Here is a 22,509-nt window from a genome sequence, read left to right as displayed (position 1 = left end):
CCCTTGGATCGTTCCGGATCGTCCCGCCTGTTCTCGGGGGTTCCAGACACTTTTGTGGGCCTTTTGAGGCCGTTTCGCAAAGGCCCAGATGAAAAGGCCCCCACATGCCGCTGACAGATACTCGCCTCCGCGCACTCAAGCCCAAAGATAGGCCGTACAAGGTAACCGATGAGCGCGGCCTATATGTTGAGGTCACGCCGACCGGCAGCAAGCTTTGGCGATTCCGATACCGGATCGGCGGTGCGCAAAAGAAGCTCTGCATCGGCAGCTATCCCGAAATCAGCCTCAAGCAAGCGCGAGACGTGGCCTACGAGGCACGACGAACTGTTGCTTCTGGCGGCGACCCGGCCTTTGAGAAGCGGAAGCGGAAAATCCGCGCCGAGTTCCTTTCTGCACAGACGTTCGAGGCAGTCGCACGTGAGTATATCGAACAGATGATGGTCCAGAATGGCCGTGCCGATGGCACGATCGTCAAGGCCAATTATTTCCTCGACAAGCTTGCGCCTGCCATCGGGAACAGACCCATCAACGAGATCGAGCCGTTCGAAGTCCTGGCTCCTCTCAAACGACTGGAAGCCACTGGCAAGCACGAGACTGCGAAGAAATGCCGCTCGTTCGCAGGCCGCGTGTTTCGCTACGGTGTTGCTACTACCCGCTGCAAATCCGATCCGACCAGTATGCTGAAGGGTGCTCTCGTAACGCCGAGAGCCACGCATTATGCAGCCATCCTTGAGCCCACCGAGTTAGGCGGGCTGCTGCGCGCAATCGACGACTTCACTGGCTACATGGTGACGAAGTTAGCTTTGCAGATCGCGCCGCATGTGTTCGTGCGCCCCGGCGAACTCCGGCACGCCGAATGGCATGAGATCGACCTTGTCGATGGGGTCTGGAAAATTCCTGCCGGTAAAATGAAAGCGCGTCGAGCGCATGCTGTCCCGCTTTCCAAGCAGGTTAGAGGCTATCTTACTGATCTGGCCGAGATGCTCGGCCGCGAAGGTTATGTCTTCCCGTCTGCGCGCAGCTCCAAGCGTCCTATGAGTGAAAACACGCTCAATGCGGCATTCCGTCGCATGGGATATTCGAAGGAAGAAGTCACCGCGCACGGACTCCGGGCGACAGCATCGACATTCCTGAACGAGTCGGGACTCTGGAATCCGGATGCGATCGAGCGCGCCCTGGCACATGGCGACAGCAATGTCGTGCGTGGCATCTACCATCGCGGCAAACATTGGGACGAGCGGGTGCGCATGGCTCAATGGTGGAGCGACTACCTTGATGAGCTCCGGACAGGAGGAAAGGTCATCGTGGGAAAGTTTGCGAAGGGTTGATAGGAAGAAGGAATTTTTTCTCAGCCAATGCAGGACCGAAGGCTCAGGATTAGCCCTATCAGGGACACTGACGCGAGCAAGGCGAACTCAATTCTGATGCCCCAGACTTTAAGCCAATTCCGCATCGTGCTGAGCCTCAGCTCGTAGGGCTTTGGCAGCTAAGCTGATCGAAGCGCTCAGCAACAGTCTTCCACGTTGCTATGCCTGCTTCGTCCCCTTCGTTGGATAGCCGCTCGATTTGCTGCGCGATATACGCGGGTCCCTCTTTGCCATGGTTCTTTTCGACCCAGAGCGCGACCGCCCACAATTCCTGGTCGCGGTTCAGCACCATGGTTCACGTCTCCCGGTCCAGGTTCGCGCCAAGCCTTCGCTGACCAGCTGATCGCCAAGCGAGCGGCCGCCGCGCGTAACAACCCGCAATTTGCGACCGTACTGATCCTCATCTCTGTTCCCGATGGTCCTCAGTTCAAAGGGCCCGGCATTCAGCAACTCGACAAGGCGGTGCGTCGCACGCATGCCGAGTTGGTACTCATAGTCGCAACGAGGCTCGCTGATCTCGGGAGTGTCGATGTCGGCAATGCGGATCTTCACGCCATCAAGCCAGAAAGTATCTCCATCCACGACGCATGTGCGCCGGATCGATCCGCAGATGTCGAATTGTCGGGAGCTCGCTTGCTGGAATAAAGCCTGCGGCTGCTGATCGTCGTTAGCAAGATTGGCATCATGGACTGGCCAGGTGAATGCCAGCATCCCTCCAGCAAATACAATCGCGAATGCTCCCAAACCCAATGCGATCTCCTTTCTCAGCTTCCGGCGCTTTTGTGCCTTCAACGCCTTGCGAAAGTCGAACGGCTCACCGGGGGTCTCACTCACTAGCGTTGTCCGTCTTCATTCCGGCACATGATTTCAGACAATAGCCGGAAATCAGGTAGTTTCGTCAATTGTACGTACCAATTGCTTGCCAACGTCCCAACACAGTCCGGACATATTGCGGCGTTTCACCATTTTTCGGAATGCCGCGTGATCGGGAGACGGCACCAGGGCCCGCATTGTAAGCAGCCAAGGCCAGGTGGACCGCGTCGAACCGGTCCAACATGTCGCGAAGGTACCTGGCGCCACCGTCGATCGATGCAAGAGGGTCATGACGGTTCCGGACGCCCAGTTCTCGCGCCGTGGCTGGCATAAGCTGAGCCAGCCCGGCAGCACCAGCTGGACTCACAGCCATCGGATTGAAGCGGGACTCAGCCCAGATAAGAGCACGAAGCAGGTTGGTCGGAAGCCCGTAACGGCGTTCAGCCTCGGCTATCGCCGCTATATACAGGCCTTCCCGGTAGGATACGTCTGCTGGCCCGGCCGGGTAGATTGCAGGAAGATATTGTCTAGCCGGCTGCTGGTCCGTCTTCGGCGGAACGATCGCGTGCTCGAACAGGGTGAAATCCTGGGCGCGGACTTGCTGAGAGGAGGTCGCGATCATCCCCAGGCAGGCGACCGCTATCGCGGTCCGACAATTGAGAGAGGTCATCTCGAGTGGTGCTCCATTGATTCGAATCACAATGGAACATAAAAAGAACATGTGCCTGTAGGAAATCGGGAATTGGATTTTGGGGCTGCCGACCAAGCAAAAAGCGACATCGGGAGGTGCGCTGGCCGGGATTCGCGCAGGCTGATCGCGAAGCAGCGCCGACTGTGGCGGCATCTGAGCGAAGCGTGCCGTGATACGCGCAAATGCGGCCGGAATTTGCGCGAATCACTGAAGGAAGCCGATTCGCTCCTTCCTCTATGTTCTCTTAATGTTCTTTTCGTTTTCCTACAGGCTTCCTTCGCGGTTAGCCGATGAGTCGATCACATCTTGAGATAAGGATTCGTCGATGACCGACATGACGCTCTTTGCCGAACAACAGGTTCGCGCCGACCTCGCGCGGCTGCTTTTGGCCGCTGTCGAAGGCAGCGGTCGTGCACGCTGCGACATCGCACGCGACGCGCAGATCCACAAGGATGCCTTGCGCCGCGTCCTTGCCGGCGAACGCTCGGCCAGCCTCGGTGAAGCCTTGCGTATTCTCGCGGCGTGCGGCGTCGCTCCGCATGCGCACCTGCTGCTGTTCCTCGTCAGTAGCGGCGATCACGCGATTGCGTGGCTGCAATCGGACCTCGCGCAGTTCTTCGAGGACTTTTCCGGCGAACTGCCTTCAGCACTCGAACGAGTCCTCGGCAATCAGGTTCATGACGTGAAGCCGCGTTGGGCCAAGGGTACGGCGCACCGTGTCGCCCGCCTGCTTTCCGATCACATCGATGAGCTCGAACGCAAGGACGCGCTGCTTGGCGATGTCTTCGCCGGTGCCGAAGGAGGCCATCGTGGGTGAAGAGATCGACAAAGGAGCGACGGAGTCTCGCAGGGTGACGCGGCTAATTCGCTTGCCCGAAGTGCAGCACCGCGTCGGGCTTGGCCGTTCGACGATCTATCGCTGGATGAGTGAAGGCAAGTTTCCGAAGCCGGTGCAACTCGGTGGTTATGCGGTCGCATGGGCGGAAGACGAGGTACAGGCCTGGATAGCGACGCGGCTGAAATGAAGGCGAACAGTCCATTCATGGACGATCTGGATCTGAATCTCGGAATTGCAGAAGCGGACGGGGCTTGGGGTCCTGCGCAGGAATCTTCGCAGACGGGTCGAGACCCGGATAATCCTTATCGAAGCCGACCCCATGTTTTCGCGTGGATTAGGGCAAGGGATCCTGTCCGGACCACCATGGTTGCAGGCAGTTATCGCAACAGGCGCCGTCACGTCACAATCGTCTTAAGCTCGATGCTTGCTTGCTACTGGCTTGCGGGGAAGCTGGCCTGTCCGGAGCGCACGTTCAACTATGGATCGTAGCGAAGAAGTCGCAACGCATTGAACACGACGAGAAGCGTCGATCCTTCATGCATTACGACAGCGGGCCCGATCCCAAGGCCGAATATGGTCGCGGGAACCAGCAGAGCGACCACGCCCAGGCTGACATAGACGTTCTGGCGGATGATGCTGCGCGATTTGCGAGACAGGCCGACAGCAAAGGGCAGATGGCGCAGATCATCCGCCATCAAAGCGACGTCCGCCGTTTCAAGCGCGACGTCGGATCCGGCGGCGCCCATGGCGATGCCGACTGTGGCGCGCGCCATGGCGGGCGCATCATTCACTCCGTCGCCGACCATGGCGACCTTTGCTTCCCGGCTGAGCGCCTCGATAGTCGCGACCTTGTCTTCGGGCATGAGGTCGCCGCGCGCCTCGTCCAGCCCCACCTCGGCGGCGATAGCCTCGGCAACCTTGGCGTGGTCGCCCGAGATCATGAGCATCCGTTCAATGCCAAGCTTGCGCAGTTCCGTCAGCGTCTCCTGCGCGCCGTCGCGCGGCGTATCCATCATCCCGATTACGCCGAGATCGCGTCCGCCGTAGCGCACGGCCATCGTCGTGCGCCCCTCATCGCGCAGCTTCTCTATGGCGTCGGCTGACGGTGTGCCGAGTGGTTCGAGCCCATCCGCGCCGAACATCTCCGCCTTTCCGATCCATGCCGTCTTACCTTCGAGCATGGCTTTCACGCCGCGTCCGGTCAGGCTTTCCAGGCCCTCGGCTTTCCGATCCGCTGGTGCGTCCAGACGCGCCTTGCCATCCCTAACGACCGCTTGCGCCAGCGGATGGTCGCTCAGCGCCTCGACCGCCACGGCGACTTGCAGCAACTCACGTTCATCAATGCCCGGGGCCGGGATCACATCGGTTATCCGCGGCTCACCTTCGGTGAGCGTGCCGGTCTTGTCGAAGGCGATGGCCTTCAGCGTGCCGAGATCTTCCAGCGCTGCACCGCCTTTCACCAGCACGCCGCCACGTGCCGCGCGGGCAACGCCGGACAGCACGGCACTGGGCGTGGCGATTGCCAGGGCACAGGGACTGGCCGCGACCAGCACGGCCATGGCACGATAGAAACTCTCGCTGAAAGGCTCGTCAATCACCAGCGGCGCACAGAGCAACAGCGCGGCCAGCAGTAGCACGAGAGGAACAAATATGCGTTCGAACTTGTCGGTCATACGCTGGGTGGGCGAGCGTTCGGTTTCCGCTGCAGCCACCAGCGCGGCAACCTTGCTGAGCGTGCTTTCGTTCGATTTACGCGTTACCTCGATTTCCAGCGCGCCGCTGCCATTGATGGTCCCGGCAAAGGCGCGCGAGACGGCATCGACGGCGCCGGCAGCCGTGCGCGCTGCGGCACGATCCTCAACCGGACGTTTGTCGACCGGAATGCTCTCGCCTGTCACGGGTGCCTGATTGATGGCAGATTGACCCTTGATGATGAAACCATCGGCAGGCAGGCGCTCGTTGGGACGGACCAGCACGACGTCGCCGACGACAAGTTCCTCGACCGCGACATCGACCGGCGATCCGTCGCGCAGCACGGTCGCGCGTTCGGGTGCAAGTTCGGCCAGCGCGTCGATCGCGCGCTTCGCGCGGCCCATGGCGAAACTTTCCAGCGCATGACCCAGGCTGAACAGGAACAGCAGCAGTGCGCCTTCCGCGAACTCGCCCAGGATCGCCGCCCCCGCCGCCGCGACGAGCATAAGCGAATCGATCTTGAACTGGCGCGCCAGCGCATTCCCGATAGCTTCGCGCAGCGTGAACAGTCCGCCGAAAAAGTAGGCGGCCACATACCCTGCCAGAGGCAACCAGTGCGGCGCGGTGGGCACCAGCTTTTCCACCGCAAACCCCACGGCCAGTGTGATCCCGGAAAGGAGTGCGAAGGCCAGCTCTATGGGGAGTCCGAAAAGCTTGGCAGTTCCATGCGCGTGATCGTGATTCTCAGCCATATATTCAGATCTCCCTTGTGGAATATTCGCGGCGTTCGTCGCGAGTCAGGTTGAGGCGGAGCATCGCTCGCCATTTTTCACGCCATCCGACATCTTGATCGTTCTCGCGCAGCACCAGCCGGGCAATGGCGGGAAGGACGAAGAGCGTGAGCGCGGTCGCGGTGATCAATCCGCCGATCACGACCGTAGCCAACGGACGCTGCACTTCCGCGCCAGTGCCGCTCGCAAGGGCCATAGGCACGAAGCCGAGCGAGGCCACCAACGCTGTCATCAGCACCGGCCGCAGCCTCGCCAGTGCGCCATCGGAGATCGCCTCATCGAGAGGCATTCCCTTGTCGAGGCGCTGGCGTATCGCGGTCATCATCACGAGACCGTTCAATACCGCGACGCCCGATAGGGCGATGAAACCCACTGCGGCGGACACCGAGAACGGCATCCCCCGTAAAGCAAGCGCGAAAACCCCGCCTGCCAGTGCCATCGGGATCGCGCTGAAGACCGCGAGTGCCGGAACCCATCCGCCGAGCGCCATGAACAGGAGCAGCAATACCAGCGCGAAGCAGACAGGAACGACGAGGGCGAGCCTCGCCTGCGCGGCCTGGAGGTTCTGGTATTGCCCGCCCCATTCGATGAAGGATGCGGCCGGCAGTTCGACGCTTTCGGAGACGCCTGCCTGGGCCTCCTCGACGAACGACCCGAGGTCGCGTTCGCGCACGTTCGCCGACACGATCACCAGTCGGCGACCCTGCTCCCGGCGAACCTCGGCGAGACCATCGACCACCTGGAAATCCGCCAGCGTGCGAAGCGGAACCGTGACCCCGCTTTCGAGGACTATGGGCAGAGCGCCGAGCTGATCGAAATCGTCCCGGGTCGCATCCTCGAGCCGCACGACGACATCGAAACGGCGGTCACCCTCGAATACCAGTCCCGCCGGGCGACCACCCAGCGCGATGGCCACTGATTGGGCGACCTCCTCCACGGTCAGACCGTAGCGGGCGATCGTCGGGCGATCGAAGGCGATGTCCAGCGTAGGAAAGCCAGTGACCTGCTGGACCTTGACGTCGGCAGCACCCTCGACGCCGCGCAGCACCCCGGCCACTTCTCCGGCTGACCGGGTCAGCGCGGTAAGGTCGTCTCCGTAGAGCTTGACCGCCACGTCGCCGCGAACACCCGCAATCAGCTCGTTGAAGCGCAGTTCGATGGGTTGGCTGAACTCGTAGAGGTTGCCCACCAGACCGCTGAGCGACTCCTCCATCTGTGCAACGAGTTCGTCCTTCGACAGGTCGGGATCGGGCCACTCCTCGCGCGGCTTCAGGATCACGTAGGCGTCGGACGCGTTCGGCGGCATCGGATCGCTCGCAACCTCGGCCGTGCCGGTGCGCGAGAAAACCAGCTCGACTTGCGGGAAGGTCTCGAGCCTGTCCTCCACCTGTCTCTGCATGGCGAGCGATCGCTCGAGCGAGGTTGACGGTATCCGCAGCGACTGCACAGCGATGTCGCGTTCATCGAGCTGCGGTGTGAACTCGCTGCCGAGGAAGGTGAACACGAAAGCCGCTACGGCGAAGAGCCCGGCGCCCGCACCGATCACCGGCCAGGGACGTGCGATGGCGCGGCGCACCGCCGGGCCATAGCGTTCCTTCGCCATCCGAACGGGCTTGACCTCCTTCTCGGTCAGCTTGCGATTGAGAAGCACCGCGATCATCGCCGGCACGAAGGTCAGCGACAGCACGAAGGCGGAGGCGAGTGCCAGCATGACCGTGATGGCCATGGGCGAGAACGTCTTGCCCTCGACCCCCGTGAAGGTGAGCAGCGGCGCATAGACCAAGAGGATGATCGCCTGGCCGTAGACGGTCGGCTTGATCATCTCCTGGGCAGCCAGCCGTGTCTCCGTCAGCCGTTCGCCGAGGCTGAGCAATCGACCTTCGCGGTGCTGCCTGGCGGCGAGCCGCGCGACGCTGTTCTCGACGATGATAACTGCGCCATCGACGATTAGGCCGAAGTCCAGTGCCACGAGGCTCATCAGGTTGCCCGAGACACCAAGCCTGTTCATTCCCACCGCTGCCATCAGCATAGATATCGGAATGACCAATGCGGCGATGATCGCTGCCCGGATATTGCCGAGCATCAGGAACAGGACGGCGATCACCAGAAGCGCGCCCTCGACGAGGTTCTTCTCGACTGTGGCGATGGTCGCATCGACCAGCGACGAGCGGTTGTAGACGATCTCGGCGACGACACCGGCAGGGAGCGAGGCGCGAACTTCTTCCAGTCGCTCGGCCGAGGCGGCAGCCACGGTGCGGCTGTTCTCGCCGCTGCGCATCAGGACCGTGCCAACCACCGCTTCCTCGCCATTGAGCGAGGCAGCACCGGTTCTGAGGTCGCCGCCGATGCGCACCGACGCTACATCCCCGATCCGGATCGGAACGCCCTCGCGGGTCGCGACCACTGCCTGTTCGATGTCCTGTGTGCCCCCAAGCCGCGCATCGACGCGGACGAGCAAAGCCTCTCCGGCACGATCGACAAAGTTGGCGCCTTCGGCGAGGTTCGCCGCTTCCAAAGCATTGATCAGGGAGTCGAACGACAGGCCGTAGCCGGTGAGACGGGCAGGATCGGGCTGGACGAGGAACTGCTTCTCATAGCCGCCGATCGAATCCACCCCGGCAACGCCGTCAATGGAGCGCATGAGCGGAGCCACGACCCAGTCCTGCACCGTGCGAAGATAGGCTGCCTTGGCGACCTCGGTGTCGAGGCGATCACCGCTTTCGGTGATGAAGCTCCCGTCCGACTGCCAGCCTGTCCGACTACCCTTCGGCGCATCGCGACCTCCCGGATACTCGTATTCGATCGTATACATGAGCACTTCGCCCAGGCCCGTCGAGATCGGTCCCATCGTGGGCTCTGCTCCTTCCGGCAGCGAGGCTCCGATCGGGGCCAGCCGTTCGTTCACTTGTTGCCGTGCGAAGTAGATGTCGGTGCCTTCTTCGAAGATCGCAGTGACCTGGCTGAAGCCGTTACGCGAGATCGAGCGGGTCATCTCCAACCCCTCGATCCCGGCAAGCCCGGTCTCGATAGGGAAGGTCACCTGCGTCTCCACCTGCGAGGGAGAGAGCGCAGACGCGCTGGTGTTGATCTGCACCTGCGTGTTGGTGATGTCCGGCACCGCATCGATCGGAAGGCGCAAAAGGTTCATGGCGCCGTAGATGGCTGCGAAAACGGTGAGGACGATGACCGCCCAGCGGAACCGCACAGCGATGTCGAGGATGGCCCCGATCAAACCGTGGCGATGGCTGGCCGTATCGGTGTGGGTATCCACGGCGGGCTCGTTCTGAGTCTCAGTGACCATGGGTCGCGCCCTCCTTCCCGAGTTCGGCCTTGATCAGGAAGGCATTGGCGACAGCTATCTGCCATCCCTCCTGAAGGCCCGAAAGGATCGTCACGTTGCCAGCGGACCGTGTCCCGAGCTCCACGTCGCGAGCCTGGAAGCCGGTCTTCGTCCGGACGAAGACCACGTCGCGTCCTTCCACCACCTGGACAGCGTCTTCCGGCACCGCGATGCGGTCGCGGTCGATTTCGCCCGAAGGCCTGATGCGTGCCTGAAGGAAGGCACCCGGCTGAAGCCCCGGCACGCCGCGTGATAACGACAGGACCGCGGTCGCACTGCGGCTCTCCGGATCGAGCGAAGGCGTGACCGAACGCACCCGGGCCCCGATTTCCCGACCGTCGCCGACCACCAGGACGGCCTCGTCACCAGGTTGGATGCGAGAGGCTTCGGCGGAAGGCAGCGCCACCTCGATCTGGAGCCCGTTGGGGTCGACCACGCGGTAGAGTTCCTCGCCGGCATTTACGAAGGCACCCAGCACGATCGGTGCCGCGGTGATCCTGCCAGCCAGGGGAGAGGTGACTGCCAGCGAACGCCCGTCGCCGCTGACGCCAGCAGCCGCTACCGCGGCCTGCGCCCGCTGAAGTTCAGAACGGGCTACGCTGAGATTGGCCTGCGCGCCTTCCAGATCCTGGCGGGCCGTGACATTCTCCTCGAACAAACGCCGTTCGCGTTCGTAGGAGGAGGACAGCTCGGTCACTCGGGCCCGTGCCGCGCTGAGTTGCGAGGCAAGCGCGGCGGCATCCGCGCTCTCGATGCGCGCTACGGTCTCGCCGCTTGCAACGTAGTCGCCCAGCGTCTTGCCCACCGAGCGGACGACACCCGAAGCGCGGGCGTCGATGCGGGCGGTGGAAGTGGGGTTCGCCGCGACAGTCGCCGGAAAGACAAGCTCGACAGCGGCTCCAGACCGGACGGTGGCCAGCTCTATCCCGGCCTCGCTGATCTGCTCTTCGCTAAGGGTGATCACCCCTTCGGGTGTCTCGGCCGCCGTTTCCTCCTGTGTATGCTCGTCGACCTCGGATGTTGGCCAGAATATCAGCGCCATAGCGCCAACCGCGAACACGATACCGATGAGGATCGCCAGCTTTTTGCGTGTCATTGATGTATCTTTCATTGTGCGGCCAGCCCGATCAGTTCGGCTGCGGCCAGGCCCCTCTGCTCGCGGGCGGCGATGAGCGCCTCGCGGATCGTGTCACGTGCCTCTGCGGCCGCGAGAACTTCGATCAGGGGAAAACGTCCGTTGCGATATCCGATGCGAACGAGGCGCAATGCCTCCTCCGCCTGCGGGAGCGATGTCTGCGACAGGGTTTCGACGCGCGCTTCCGCACCAAGATACCTTGCCCGGGCCGTGGCGACCGCCTGCTCGTAATCCGCGCGAACTACAGCCTCGCGAGCGTTCGCTGCACGCAACCGAGCCTCGGCAGCGGCGATGTTACCCGAGTTCCGGTCGCGAAAAGGAAGGGGGATCGATACGCCGACGAGGAAGGCATTGTCGCCGCTTTCCCCGAAGCGCCGCACTCCCGCAGAGACTGTCGGATCGGGAATACGCAAACTTCGCTGCCGCTCGACTTCCGCCGCAGCAGCCGTGCTCTCGGCACGCGCAACCCTATAGGTGAGGCTTTCCTGCGCCTCGGACATAAGCGATGCGGGCGGAAGGATATCCGGAAATTGCGCCGGAACGAGAGGCGCTTCATCGCCGGCCCACAAAGCGGCAAGCGCAGTCCGAGCCGCCAGGCTCTCCGCCTCTGCCTCAACCAGGCTAGCGCGCGCTTCGGCAAGGGCCGCATCCGCCCTCAATGCGCGCAAAGGCGGTTCACGGCCGACCTCAACAAGGACACCAGCAATGCGAGCCAGTTCCTCGTTACGCGCCACGACATCTTCGGCAAGTTCGACCCGAGCAGCCGCTGCAGCAGCTGCGAGATATCGTTCGCGCACCAGCTGTCCCAGTTCGATCGTGGTAAGGTCGGCCCTGAGAAATGCCAGTTCGGCCTGGGCTTCGGCCGCCCCGATCCGCGTGGATCGCTTGCCGCCGAGTTCGAGACGCTGGCCGACGGAGAGCGTATATTCGGTAGACTGGAGGCCCGAGAATGCGCCGCTGCCGGCGACGTTCTCGACGTCGAACGAGATTTCGGGGTTCGGGCTCAGACGAGCCTGATCGATAAGCGCGACCGCCGTGTCGGTTTCAGCGCGGGGCCCCACGAGGCGGGGGTTGGTGATGGCGGTGTCGGCCTCAGCGGCGACCCCGCTGAGCTCAAGGGCGTCGTCGAGCGTGACGACACGCGGGTCCTGCGCGCTGGCAGGTCCCGTGGACAGGGCGAGTATCAGCCCCCAGACGGGGGCTGCTCGCCACGATATGGCGAACATGGATGGGTATTCCTCTGCTGACGTTCAGTTCGGCGTCGGAAAACAGGTCCGACGCGCGGCGAACGTCAGGCGCGAGGAGGAGGCGTTGCCAGTTCGGTCAGATTGGACGCGAACGAGGGCTGGTCGCCAGCGCGCAGGCCGCTCATGACCGAGCCCAAGGCAAAGGCGTCAGGCGACCGCCCGACGGCCTGCGAAGCATGATGGCAATGGCCATGCGCACATGCGCCGTGCTTCTCCGGGCCACGGTCATCATCGCTGGGCTCGTCGTGCTGCTCGAGTTGGGATGCTACCGGAGGCTCTCCCGCGCATTCGGCCGCTTCCGCCACCGGAGCCCACAGGACACCGAATGCAGTGCACAGCGTGATCAGCTGCAGCAAGAAGGAGCGGGCGAAGAGCCGGGTCATCGCGTGTCCGATACCAGCGCGAACTCCACTACGGAAGAATTATTTTGAACGAGGAAATGTGATGTCATCACAAAGCGGTAGTCCTCTCTGGCGCGTGTCTTTTTCACCCATCATTTCGATTTGTTGGTAGACCTAGCACACGTCTGATCTCCGGCTCTATTTCCATCCGGGCGAATGCACTTACGTTCGAACGACCACTGTTTCCGGTTGGAAGTCTTCCGGTGATGTTGCCTATGGGGGCAAGGAAAAGCCGGAATATCTGACCGACAAGTTCGCGCAAATCACGCGTCCTCCACGCAAGCTCCAGCATACGCCAATGCGAGACGCAGTGCGGTCCCAAGCGATTTTGGGCAACCACGTGGGCCCGCTCGAGATGGTGCCAGGCTTCCTCGAAATTCTGCTCGTCCGAAGCCTTCGCTGCGCGTCGGTATTCTTCTGCGAGGAATTTATCCCTGCTGATAATGGTATTGCTATTCATGGGCCAGTTCCCGGCGTGCCTGTGCGAATACTTCGATGCCATGGGACAAACGGCCAATGCGCAAGGCACCGTGACAGCTATCGACGATGAGGCCGGAACGATCACAATTGATCACGGCCCGGTCGAAGCGGTCGACTGGCCTGTCATGACCATGGCGTTCGAGGCTGATGAAAGTGAGCGGATGAAGGTCAAGGTGGGCGACGAAGTCGCCTTCGGCTTTCGCATGTCGGATGCAGGGAGCGAGATTACTTCGATCGAGAAGAGATAAGCATGTGCAAAAAGGGGCGTCCCTTACTTTGGCACCATCTTCGCGATCAGTCGTCTCAGACTTGAACCGGTTGACGTTGGGGCCGTTGTCGGTTGGCATAACGGGGGGCTATTCTGAGCCAACCCGGTCATCGGGACATCAAAACCAGAACCGGACCCCAACCACATAGTTGGTCACGCTCGGATCTTCGCCCGCTAGGCGAGTATAATCCGCGCTTTGGCCAACTTTCCACTCCTGTTCGATTCCGACATAGGGAGCGAATTCACGGGCGAATTCGTAGCGCAGCCGCAGCCCCAATTCGACCGAATCGAGACCGGCTCCGACACCCAGTTCGGGAATGTCCTGCGCGGACAGGTTCACCTCAGCGCGCGGTTGCAGGATAAGGCGCTGCGTTATGCGCTGGTCCAGTTCGGCTTCGACACGTGCCGTCAGATCGCCCTTGGTCGACAGGAAAGCGGCCGCATCGACCTCGAACATATAGGGCGCCAGACCCTGCACGCCGAGGACGGCGTGGGTCCGTTCGGGGCCCGTCAGATCCTGCCGTACGCCGGCTTGCAGGTCCCACCATGGGCCGATCGCGTGGCTCCAAAGTCCCTGTATCTCAGCGGATTCGGGGCTCTCGCCGAAGGTGCCTTCGCCCTCGCTCTTAAACCAGAACTTGTCGAGGTCGCCGCCGAAATAGCCCTGTACATCCCATAGGTATCCATCGCCGCCTTCTCTTGCGCGATATTCGGCGCGGTCGCCCTGGAACCAGAACACGTTCATCCCTCCGTTCTCGGCGCGCAGAGCATCGCGCGAGGCGCCCATCGCTTCGGCGCCCCAGATCGCATCGGCGGCGCGGGCCGGTCCCGATCCCGCCGCAGCCGGAGGCGGCCCTTGTGGGATGGGGGTCATGTCCATAGTGCCATGGTCCATGGCTCCGTGGTCCATCGTCTGATGGTCCATCGGCGCTTGGCCGGGCGATTGCATCCTTTCATGGCCCATCGCCGCGTGGTCCATGCTTTCCATATTGGAATGTTCCATCTTCGGCATCTCGCTATGATCCATCGCCGAATGGTCCATGGCAGAATGGTCCATTCCTTCCATTTGAGCGTGGTCCATCTGCGAATGATCGATGCCAGAATGGCCCTCGTGCCGATCGGCGGAGACTGGTTCTCCCGGTGGCGGCGCAGGCTCACAAGCTCCTTCAGGCACCGGGTGGCCCATGGCGCGATGGCGTGCGGCTTCCTTCTCGCATTCGGTCTGGGCTGGCGATTGCGCGCTAGGCATCGCGTGACCCGAATGGTCCTGTGCGATTGCGGGGGTTGCGGCGCTCGCGAGGAGCATGGTGACGATCAGGCGCATCAGTCTTCTCCCACCCGTTTCACATCGGGCGCCGAAGGCGGCTTGGCGACGGTCACGATCTGGAACATGCCCGAATGCATGTGGTAGAGCAGGTGGCAGTGAAAGGCCCAATCGCCCTGTTCGTCGGCGGTGAGGTCGAAGGTGGCGCTGCCGCCGGGCTGCACGATCACCGTGTGCTTCTGCGGCTGCCGGTCGGCAGGCGCGCCGTTGACCAGTTCGAAGAAATGGCCGTGCAGATGGATCGGATGGGCCATCATCGTATCGTTGACGAGCTTCACACGGGCACGTTCGTTATAGGCGAAGCGGATGGGGTCGTCGCTGACGGCGGTAAACTTCTTGCCGTCGAACGACCACATGTAGCGCTCCATGTTGCCGGTCAGATGGATCTCCATCTGACGTGTCGGGCGGCGCAGATCGTCGTTCGGCTCGAGCGCCACAAGATCCTTGTAGGTGAGAACCTTGTGGGGAACGTTGTCCAGGCCGAGGCCCGGATCGCCCATGCGATCGACCGGGTTCATCGACACCATGTCGATGCCGGGGCCGACCTTCACACTGGGCGGCAGCAGGGACGTGTCGCGCATGTTCATGCCGCTCATATCCCTTCCCGACATCGGCTCGGCAGTTGCACCTTGTGATGGCATGTCATGGCCCATGGCCGAATGGTCCATTCCGGCCATGTCGCCACCGCCATGATCCATTCCGCCCGACCCGTGGTTCATACCCATGTCCGCCATGGTCAAGAGCGGCGGGTCGCGTAAGGGTGGTACACTTGCCCGCGCGCCAGGGCGGGAGGCCAGGGTCGCGACGGCCATACCCGATCGATCCATGCTCTCAGCGACGATCGTGCGGGCTTCGCCGGTTGGCTCGATGATGACGTCGTAAGTCTCCGCCGTGCCGATCTGGAACTCCTCGACCTCGACCGGGCGCACGTTCTGGCCGTCGGCACCGACCACCCAGAACTTCACCCCGGGAATGCGGACGTTGAAGAAGGTCATCGCGCTGCCGTTGATGACGCGCAGCCGTACCCGCTCGCCAGGGTTGAACAGGAACTCGAGACCTTCTTGCGGTCCGCGCCCGTTGGCGAGGTAGGTGTAGGTCGATCCCGTCACGTCCAGAATGTCGGTCGCCATCATGCGCATGCGCGCCCACATCCGCCGGTCATCGCCCGAAATCGGATAGTCGTCGGTCCAGGTGTTCTGCTGGTAATTGAAGTAGCCTTCGCCCTTCTTCAGCTTGTCTATGATCGTATGGGGGTGAAGAGGCGTAAAGTCGCTCAGGAGTAGAACATAGTCGCGGTCCGCTTGCACGGGGTCCGCCCCGGCGGGTTCGACCACGATCGGGCCGTAATGTCCGGCCTGTTCCTGCAGTCCCGAATGGCTGTGCCACCAATACGTGCCACTCTGTCGCAGCGCAGGGATGTCGTAGACGAAGGTTTCGCCTGGCCTGATTCCGGGGAAGCTGACACCGGGAACGCCGTCGAACTGGAACGGCAGCAGCAGTCCGTGCCAGTGGATCGAGCTGTCCTCGTCGAGCGTATTGGTAACGGCGATGCGGACCGGGTCGCCCTCGCGCAGGCGCACCAGCGGGCCCGGCACGCTACCGTTCACGGCAACCGCGTGTCCGCGGCGGCCCTGCACGACGCGCGGGCCTTCGCCGATTGTCAGGGCAATGTCGCGGCCTGACACCGCGTCGAAGCCAGGGCGGATCGATCCACCGCCGTGCAGATCGGCACCGCGTGCCCAGGCGGGCAAGGCCAGTGCACCTGCGCCAAGCGCTCCTGCTCCAATCAGTCTTCGACGGGAAACCAGCAATTGAGACATAGGTCTTGCAACTCCTTCTGCCCTTGTCATATATACCCCCCAAGAGTATTGCAAGATACCCCGCAGGGTATTCCCCGCAGATGGAGCGTTAAACGTGTCAGCAACCGATGGTTCCCGTATCGTAAATCGTCTTCGCAGGATCGAGGGACAGGTGCGCGGCGTGGCGCAGATGATCGAGGATGATCGTTACTGCATCGACGTCCTGAACCAGGTCCAGGCGATCAAGGCTGCTCTCGGCCGCGCCGAGAGCGAAATCTTAAAGCGCCATGCGGCTTGCTGCGTGGCTGAAGCGATCGCCAGTGGTGACGCAGATGAACAGAAGCAGAAGTTCGGCGAACTGGTTGACCTTTTCGAGAAGGCCAAGCGGTGAACTTCGTTCTGCGCCTTTTGGCCAGCCTGGCTCTTCTTCTCTCTGCGACGATTGCGTTCGCGCATGGCGACGAGAAGCACAGGGAGGCGAAACGTCCTGCTGCAACCACAGCGGTCGCTGCTCAGCCCGCTCACGATATGGAAGCGATGGGTCGCGCCGCAGTTACCGAAGAAACCACGCAAGGCCATGATGCCGAGCAGGTGGAGCGCGGTGGCATCGCTGGTGCCTTGAAAAGCCTGCATCCGGCAACCGTCCACTTTCCCATAGCGCTCTTGCTGATGGCAGCACTTACCGAGCTGTTCGTGATGGCGCGCCGCACTCCCGAACGCGAAGCTGCCGTGAAGATCATGATCTACGGCGGCGCTGCGGGAGCTGTTGTGGCAGCGCTGTTCGGATGGATACATACCGGACTGTGGTTCGGCGGTGATACCGTCATGCAGCTTCACCGGTGGAACGGGATGTTGATCGCAGCCCTCAACTCGGTGGCAGCGTGGATCGCGTTTCAAAATCCGCAGTCTCGCCTTGCTTTTCGCCTCATGCTTTTCCCGATTGCAGCGCTGCTGATCGCTCAGGGTTACATGGGCGGCGAACTCGCTCACGGCCTCAATCACCTCAAACTCTGAAGGAGCCTGCAATGCGATTCAATTCTCACGCACTCGCCGGAAAGTCGTTGCTTGCGTCAGCGCTCTTGCTTCCGCTGGCAGCTTGCAGTGATGCCGGCGCTCCGGTGGAAGAGAAAACTCCGGCAGCTCATTCAATTAGCGCCACGCCGGCTCCGGTTGCTTCCGAGCCGGTCACCGAACTGGTCGCTGAGCCCACAGATGACACGCCAGTCGCCGCATCGGTTCCGCAGCCTGCAACCACCAGCGCGCCCGCGCCTTCCGCTCGCAAGGCTGCGCCGGCACCCGTCGCAACTCCCACGCCGACTGCAGCCGCTGATCCGCATGCCGACCACGACATGTCCACCATGTCCGACGAAGAAATGAAAGCAATGGGACACAACTGATGAGCCAACACAGAAATCTGACCCGTCGCCCGCTTCTCCCCATACTTGGCACGATGTTGCTCGCAGCCTGTACGGGCGCGGCGCAGGCAGCCAGCTTCACCATGTATCGCGATCCCAGCTGCGGATGCTGCGAAGCCTGGGCCACGCACATGCGGCAGCGCGACCGGCATGAAGTCGCCACATTCGATCACCCCGACATGGCGTCTGTAAAGACGCAGAACGGCGTGCCCGATGACCTTCGTTCGTGTCATACCATGATCGCGGATCGCTACGTCATCGAGGGCCACGTACCCGCCGCCGAAGTCGAGCGTCTGCTCGCGGAAAGACCCGACTGGGTCGAAGGGCTCGCGGTCGCCGGTATGCCGCTCGGGTCGCCCGGCATGGAAGCGGGGGGCAAAGTGCAACCCTATCAGGTCATAGCGTTCGGCAACGGTCGCCGCGAGGTGTTCGCGTCCTATCCCTGATTTTCAGTCATACGTACCTGCGAAGCAGAGGAGCCAATCTATGAGCTGTTGCGACACCCACCACGCAGGCAAAGGCCAAGGTGAAGCTACCGCCATCGACCCGGTCTGCGGCATGAGCGTGACGATCGAGGGTGCTACGCATATCGCCGAGCACGACGGCGCGACGCACTACTTCTGTTCGGTGCGGTGCAAGGACAAGTTCGTCAGCGATCCGGAACATTATCTATCCGGAGCGCATCTCAAGCAGGTCGAGGACGTTCCGGAAGGGACGATTTACACCTGTCCCATGCATCCCGAGATCCGGCAGGTAGGACCGGGAAGCTGCCCCATCTGCGGAATGGCTCTGGAGCCTGAGACGGTCAGCCTCGAGGATGGACCCGATCCCGAACTCGTCGACATGACGCGCCGGTTCTGGGTCAGCGCGCTCTTCACCATGCCGTTGTTCGTTTATGCGATGAGCGACATGGTGCCCTGGATCAGCTTCGACCGGCTGATCGAACCGGCACGCGCGCAATGGGCGCAGCTGGCGCTCGCCACACCAGTGGTTCTGTGGGGCGGGTGGCCGTTTTTCGTGCGGGCGTGGCAGTCGCTCAGGACCCGCAACCTCAACATGTTTACGCTGATCGGCTTCGGCGTGGCGATCGCGTTTCTGTTCAGTCTCATCGCGACGCTCCTGCCCGGCATATTCCCACCCGCGTTCCGCGATCACTCAGGCCGAGTCGGCGTCTATTACGAGGCGGCGGCTGTCATTACGACTCTGGTGCTGCTGGGCCAGGTGCTCGAACTCAGGGCGCGGGGCTCTACCTCGAGCGCGCTGCGTGCACTGCTCGAACTTGCGCCGCCGACCGCGCTCAAGATCTTCGGCAGCGGAGGTGAGCGCGAAGTGTCGCTCGACCAATTGGCAAGCGGTGACCTGCTCCGCGTCCGCCCCGGTGACAAGGTGCCGGTCGATGGCGAAGTGACCGAAGGTGCGAGCGCGATCGACGAGTCAATGATCAGCGGTGAGCCATTGCCCGTGTCCAAGAAGGCCGGCGACCAGGTTATCGGCGGAACGGTAAACCAGACGGGCGGCTTCGTTATGCGAGCGGGCGCGGTTGGCAAGGACACGATGCTGTCCAAGATCGTCCAGATGGTCGCCGAAGCTCAGCGCAGCCGCGCACCGATTCAGCGTCTGGCCGATCAGGTCGCGGCCTGGTTCGTGCCTTCGGTGGTCGTGATCGCGGTCGTTACCTTTATCGTCTGGGCGGTCTGGGGGCCATTCCCCGCGCTTGCCTATGCGCTGGTCAACGCGATCGCCGTTCTCATCATTGCCTGCCCATGCGCGCTCGGCCTCGCAACGCCGATGTCGATCATGACCGGGACCGGCAAGGGCGCCCAGCACGGCATCCTCATTCGCAACGCCGAGGCACTTGAGACGCTCGAAAAGATCGACACGCTGGTAGTCGACAAGACGGGCACTCTCACCATGGGGAAGCCTGATCTCGTCGCCGTCACTCCCCGAGTGGGCCTGGACGAGGCCGGGTTCCTTTCCGCCGTCGCCGCGGTCGAAGCGGGGAGCGAGCATCCGCTCGCCCATGCAATAGTTGAAGGCGCCAAGGCGCGAGGCGTGGCGTTCGAGGCAGCGTCTGATTTGTCGTCGACTACCGGCGAGGGTGTCGAGGCGCGCGTAGGCCCGCGCAAGGTCGCCATTGGCAACGAGAAACTGATGCGGCGGCTCGGTATCGATGATGCGGAATGGCTCGCGTCCGGAGAAGCCGGACGCTCTCAAGGCCAGACCGTGATGTTCGTGGCCATCGATGGCGCACCGGCAGGGCTGATCGCGGTCGCCGATCCGATCAAGCCGACCAGCGCTGCGGCCATTCGGGCGCTGCACGAGCGCGGGATCGAAGTGGTCATGCTGACCGGCGATAGCCGCGCCACCGCCGAAGCCGTGGCCCGCCAACTCGGCATCGATGAGGTCGAGGCAAACGTCTCGCCCGAGGACAAGCATCGCAAGGTCGAGGCGCTCAAGGCCTCCGGTAAGCGTGTCGCAATGGCAGGGGACGGCATCAACGACGCGCCAGCGCTGGCGGCTGCGGATGTCGGCATTGCAATGGGAACCGGCACCGATGTCGCAATCGAAAGCGCCGGTGTCACGCTGGTCCGCGGCGACCTGACCGGTGCGCTCCAGGCTATCGTGCTGTCGCGCGCCACCATGCGCAATATTCGCCAAAACCTCGTATTCGCGTTCGGTTACAATGCGCTCGGCATACCGGTGGCGGCGGGCGTGCTGTTTCCCGCCTTTGGCCTTCTTCTCAATCCGATGATCGCTGCCGCGGCCATGAGCCTCTCGTCGGTGTCGGTCATCGCCAATGCCCTGCGTCTTCGTGGGCTCAAACTTCCAACCTTGAGCGAAGGTCGGCCATGATCCCGGCAACGGCAATCGGGATTTCACTCTTTATTGCGTCACTGATCTTGCACCTGGCCATGCTGAGACTTGCGAAGAAGCTTTCACCGCCGGGGCTTGCGCCGACCGGTTTGCGGCTGACGGGCGGATCATTGCTCGTTCTCATCAGCCACATGATGGTAGCCGTTGTTTTCGCGGCCGGTTTTGCATGGGCCACCTCGCTCGGTCTTGGCGGGTTCGCCAAGGAACCGGCCATGTCGCGCATGGATTACTATTACTTCGCCCTGATCACCGTGACGACAGTGGGCCTGGGCGACATCTATCCAACCGATCACCTTAGGGTGATTGCGGGCATCGCGTCGCTAACGGGCTTCATCCTGATCAGCTGCACAGCCCAGTACGTATACAAGACGATGAGCCAACAGGAGGATTGAATGGCCGACAACCAGAACGCGGATCACCAAGAGCATGGTGGTGGAGGCAACTACTGGCGCTTCATGGCGATGGTGGCGACTTCGACCGCGATCATGTTCGGCCTGATGTATCTAAATACGTACGAGCTCGATCACGCGTTCTGGAGCGAGACGCGCTTCTGGATGACGTTCGTCATGGGCGGCATGATGATGATCGTCATGCTCCTCTTCATGTGGGGCATGTACAAGGACAAGACCAAGAACTTCATCATCCTGGGCGTAGGCGCGCTGGTCTTTGCCGTTGCACTTTGGCTGGTCCGCAGCCAGGCGACCGTCAACGACGAAGAATACATGTCGGCCATGATCCCTCACCATTCGATCGCAATCATGACGAGTGCGCGGGCTGAGATCACCGATCCACGTGTTCGCAAGCTGGCGGACTCGATTATCGAGGCTCAGGTCAAAGAGATTGCAGAGATGAAGTTGCTGATCGAAGATATCGAACGGAACGGTGAGATGGGCGACGGTGAGCCACTCCCCGCGCGGACGACCGATCTCACACCAGAGCTATTGCAGGAAGCCGAACAGGCGGTCGAGCGTCCTATCAGCCCGGAGGTGCGCGACGAGGTTACGATGGGCGAATAGAGGCTCCCGGCGGATTTATCCCGCAATTCACGGAAATGTGAATTTGCGGGATAAAAACGTGCTCGGATGGCTCTGCGGAGAGGGTTTGCGGATCGTTTTTGCGAACCCCCATCGACGATGCCAAAGCTAGAAAATGGCGAAATCTAAGTCCTGAAAAAGGTATCGAACCAATGCATTAGACGGCTTTTGAGGGCCTTTTGAGGGCTTTTTGGAGTCGGCCGAATTCCTATCTATCTGATAAAATGTAGAAAACTAGTTCGAATTTGATGCCCAAAAAATACCGCAATGTTCTTACAAATAATTGACCTGTAACAGGACTTTGGACCCGCTCGCCGTTGAGGTTCCCTGCCCGGCCCGCATAAAAATCCAAGACAACTTTCTGGACGTCAGGAATGGGGCCTATTCCGTTGAAGAAGTCGCTGCTGGAGCGGTCGGACAGCGACGGCTGATGGCGGACGAGCTGGCAAGGGTGGGAGCGGACGTTCTTCCGGACCACCATAACGGCATCGATTGCACTGGTACGGGCTTTGCGACCGGCGCTTCCCGCCCTCACGTGAAATGTCACCGGCCGGACTGGATTAATGCTGCAGCTTTCCGCAAGACCTTCGGCGCTCGATCCCGGTTTCGTCTTGAATGAACTGCAGTCGTTTGCCGATACGCCTACGTTCGACTCGTTGGTGAAGGACCTTGCCCCTGGCCAGATGCAGGAAGGCCCTGCGACCCGGTCGACCCGGGTGGTCGTCGGCCGGGTCACAAGGATCGCCTGTGTCTGCCGCAGCAGGCCAGCCGCGCGAAAGCTGCCTACCCGGCAGCGACAATGCACTGGTTCGAGCGCAGCGGACACTCCCCTATGTGGGATCGGCCAGATTAAGCGATCCGCGTCATTCTCGATGCCACGGATCGCTAGGACTCTGAATGATGCTCCGGTAAGCTGGTTAGCCCGTCCTATTCATGAGGCTACCGCTTCGTGTTGTTCGGACGGCGATGTGGCGGTGCCTGATTGATCAAGGCGCACGCC

The 22,509-nt window shown here is 61.9% G+C and carries 22 protein-coding genes; 11 read left to right on the top strand and 11 right to left on the bottom strand.

What is annotated here, in order from left to right; all coding sequences use genetic code 11:
* Positions 1 to 104 precede the first annotated feature (104 nt).
* Entirely contained in the window at positions 105 to 1,328 is a 1,224-nt protein-coding gene (locus K4G67_RS02205; RefSeq protein WP_239804777.1) for a tyrosine-type recombinase/integrase, read from the top strand.
* A 136-nt stretch (positions 1,329 to 1,464) separates the two neighbouring features.
* Here the strand turns inward: K4G67_RS02205 and K4G67_RS02200 are convergent, their stop codons facing one another.
* The 3 genes from K4G67_RS02200 to K4G67_RS02190 form a co-directional block, all read right to left on the bottom strand.
* A complete protein-coding gene (locus K4G67_RS02200; protein ID WP_141457939.1) occupies positions 1,465 to 1,659 on the bottom strand; it encodes a DUF6961 family protein in 195 nt (64 codons plus the stop codon).
* Positions 1,650 to 2,201: a thermonuclease family protein gene (locus tag K4G67_RS02195; RefSeq protein ID WP_239804776.1), complete on the bottom strand. Its 552-nt coding sequence runs from the start codon at positions 2,199 to 2,201 to the stop codon at positions 1,650 to 1,652. The genes K4G67_RS02200 and K4G67_RS02195 overlap by 10 nt, the downstream gene beginning before the upstream one ends.
* Before the next feature lie 64 nt (positions 2,202 to 2,265).
* The gene (locus K4G67_RS02190; protein WP_089217359.1) at positions 2,266 to 2,850 is read right to left on the bottom strand and encodes a lytic transglycosylase domain-containing protein; all 585 of its coding nucleotides are present in this window, start codon (positions 2,848 to 2,850) and stop codon (positions 2,266 to 2,268) included.
* Between the two features lie 346 nt (positions 2,851 to 3,196).
* Between K4G67_RS02190 and K4G67_RS02185 the strand changes: the two genes are divergently transcribed.
* Complete coding sequence (locus tag K4G67_RS02185) at positions 3,197 to 3,688, top strand: hypothetical protein (protein WP_239804775.1); 492 nt, start codon at positions 3,197 to 3,199, stop codon at positions 3,686 to 3,688.
* Positions 3,681 to 3,896, top strand: a complete 216-nt coding sequence (locus tag K4G67_RS02180; RefSeq protein WP_221424214.1) for a helix-turn-helix transcriptional regulator — start codon at positions 3,681 to 3,683, stop codon at positions 3,894 to 3,896. The genes K4G67_RS02185 and K4G67_RS02180 overlap by 8 nt, the downstream gene beginning before the upstream one ends.
* A gap of 289 nt (positions 3,897 to 4,185) precedes the next feature.
* Here K4G67_RS02180 and K4G67_RS02175 read toward each other — a convergent pair whose 3' ends face one another.
* From K4G67_RS02175 to K4G67_RS02150, 6 genes are all read right to left on the bottom strand, one after another.
* A complete protein-coding gene (locus K4G67_RS02175) occupies positions 4,186 to 6,153 on the bottom strand; it encodes a heavy metal translocating P-type ATPase (protein WP_239804774.1) in 1,968 nt (655 codons plus the stop codon).
* A 4-nt stretch (positions 6,154 to 6,157) separates the two neighbouring features.
* Entirely contained in the window at positions 6,158 to 9,424 is a 3,267-nt protein-coding gene (locus K4G67_RS02170; RefSeq protein WP_239804773.1) for an efflux RND transporter permease subunit, read from the bottom strand.
* Positions 9,425 to 9,482: 58 nt separating this feature from the next.
* A complete protein-coding gene (locus K4G67_RS02165) occupies positions 9,483 to 10,628 on the bottom strand; it encodes an efflux RND transporter periplasmic adaptor subunit (RefSeq protein WP_239804772.1) in 1,146 nt (381 codons plus the stop codon).
* An 11-nt stretch (positions 10,629 to 10,639) separates the two neighbouring features.
* Positions 10,640 to 11,893, bottom strand: a complete 1,254-nt coding sequence (locus K4G67_RS02160; RefSeq protein ID WP_239804771.1) for a TolC family protein — start codon at positions 11,891 to 11,893, stop codon at positions 10,640 to 10,642.
* A gap of 65 nt (positions 11,894 to 11,958) precedes the next feature.
* Positions 11,959 to 12,297: a hypothetical protein gene (locus K4G67_RS02155; protein ID WP_239804770.1), complete on the bottom strand. Its 339-nt coding sequence runs from the start codon at positions 12,295 to 12,297 to the stop codon at positions 11,959 to 11,961.
* 103 nt (positions 12,298 to 12,400) lie between these two features.
* Entirely contained in the window at positions 12,401 to 12,775 is a 375-nt protein-coding gene (locus K4G67_RS02150; protein WP_239804769.1) for a DUF3703 domain-containing protein, read from the bottom strand.
* Between K4G67_RS02150 and K4G67_RS02145 the strand changes: the two genes are divergently transcribed.
* On the top strand, positions 12,774 to 13,043 hold the full coding sequence (locus K4G67_RS02145) for a copper-binding protein (protein WP_239804768.1): 270 nt from the start codon (positions 12,774 to 12,776) through the stop codon (positions 13,041 to 13,043). The genes K4G67_RS02150 and K4G67_RS02145 overlap by 2 nt on opposite strands.
* Positions 13,044 to 13,181: 138 nt before the next feature.
* Here K4G67_RS02145 and K4G67_RS02140 read toward each other — a convergent pair whose 3' ends face one another.
* Both K4G67_RS02140 and K4G67_RS02135 read right to left on the bottom strand, forming a co-directional pair.
* Positions 13,182 to 14,387 carry a copper resistance protein B gene (locus K4G67_RS02140; protein ID WP_239804767.1) on the bottom strand — a complete coding sequence of 402 codons (1,206 nt, stop codon included), beginning with the start codon at positions 14,385 to 14,387 and terminating at the stop codon, positions 13,182 to 13,184.
* Complete coding sequence (locus K4G67_RS02135) at positions 14,387 to 16,207, bottom strand: copper resistance system multicopper oxidase (protein ID WP_239804766.1); 1,821 nt, start codon at positions 16,205 to 16,207, stop codon at positions 14,387 to 14,389. Before K4G67_RS02135 ends, K4G67_RS02140 begins: the two co-directional genes overlap by 1 nt.
* A gap of 94 nt (positions 16,208 to 16,301) precedes the next feature.
* Here K4G67_RS02135 and K4G67_RS02130 point away from each other — a divergent pair, with 94 nt between their 5' ends.
* The 7 genes from K4G67_RS02130 to K4G67_RS02100 are packed head-to-tail and all read left to right on the top strand — an operon-like array spanning position 16,302 to position 21,491.
* Positions 16,302 to 16,577, top strand: coding sequence for a metal-sensitive transcriptional regulator (locus K4G67_RS02130; protein ID WP_221556736.1), 276 nt, complete (start codon positions 16,302 to 16,304; stop codon positions 16,575 to 16,577).
* On the top strand, positions 16,574 to 17,200 hold the full coding sequence (locus tag K4G67_RS02125) for a DUF2231 domain-containing protein (protein WP_239804765.1): 627 nt from the start codon (positions 16,574 to 16,576) through the stop codon (positions 17,198 to 17,200). Before K4G67_RS02130 ends, K4G67_RS02125 begins: the two co-directional genes overlap by 4 nt.
* Before the next feature lie 11 nt (positions 17,201 to 17,211).
* Positions 17,212 to 17,583: a hypothetical protein gene (locus K4G67_RS02120; RefSeq protein ID WP_221424223.1), complete on the top strand. Its 372-nt coding sequence runs from the start codon at positions 17,212 to 17,214 to the stop codon at positions 17,581 to 17,583.
* The gene (locus K4G67_RS02115; RefSeq protein WP_239804764.1) at positions 17,583 to 18,047 is read left to right on the top strand and encodes a DUF411 domain-containing protein; all 465 of its coding nucleotides are present in this window, start codon (positions 17,583 to 17,585) and stop codon (positions 18,045 to 18,047) included. The genes K4G67_RS02120 and K4G67_RS02115 overlap by 1 nt, the downstream gene beginning before the upstream one ends.
* 40 nt (positions 18,048 to 18,087) lie before the next feature.
* Positions 18,088 to 20,454, top strand: a complete 2,367-nt coding sequence (locus K4G67_RS02110; RefSeq protein WP_221424224.1) for a heavy metal translocating P-type ATPase — start codon at positions 18,088 to 18,090, stop codon at positions 20,452 to 20,454.
* Positions 20,451 to 20,867 carry a potassium channel family protein gene (locus K4G67_RS02105; protein WP_221424225.1) on the top strand — a complete coding sequence of 139 codons (417 nt, stop codon included), beginning with the start codon at positions 20,451 to 20,453 and terminating at the stop codon, positions 20,865 to 20,867. Before K4G67_RS02110 ends, K4G67_RS02105 begins: the two co-directional genes overlap by 4 nt.
* Complete coding sequence (locus K4G67_RS02100; RefSeq protein ID WP_239804763.1) at positions 20,868 to 21,491, top strand: DUF305 domain-containing protein; 624 nt, start codon at positions 20,868 to 20,870, stop codon at positions 21,489 to 21,491.
* Positions 21,492 to 22,509: the final 1,018 nt, after the last annotated feature.

This window comes from Croceicoccus hydrothermalis, from assembly GCF_022378335.1.
Taxonomy (GTDB): Bacteria; Pseudomonadota; Alphaproteobacteria; order Sphingomonadales; family Sphingomonadaceae; genus Croceicoccus; species Croceicoccus hydrothermalis.
The sequence above is the reverse complement of the archived record's forward strand: the minus strand, read 5'-3'. Positions and strand labels throughout refer to the sequence as shown.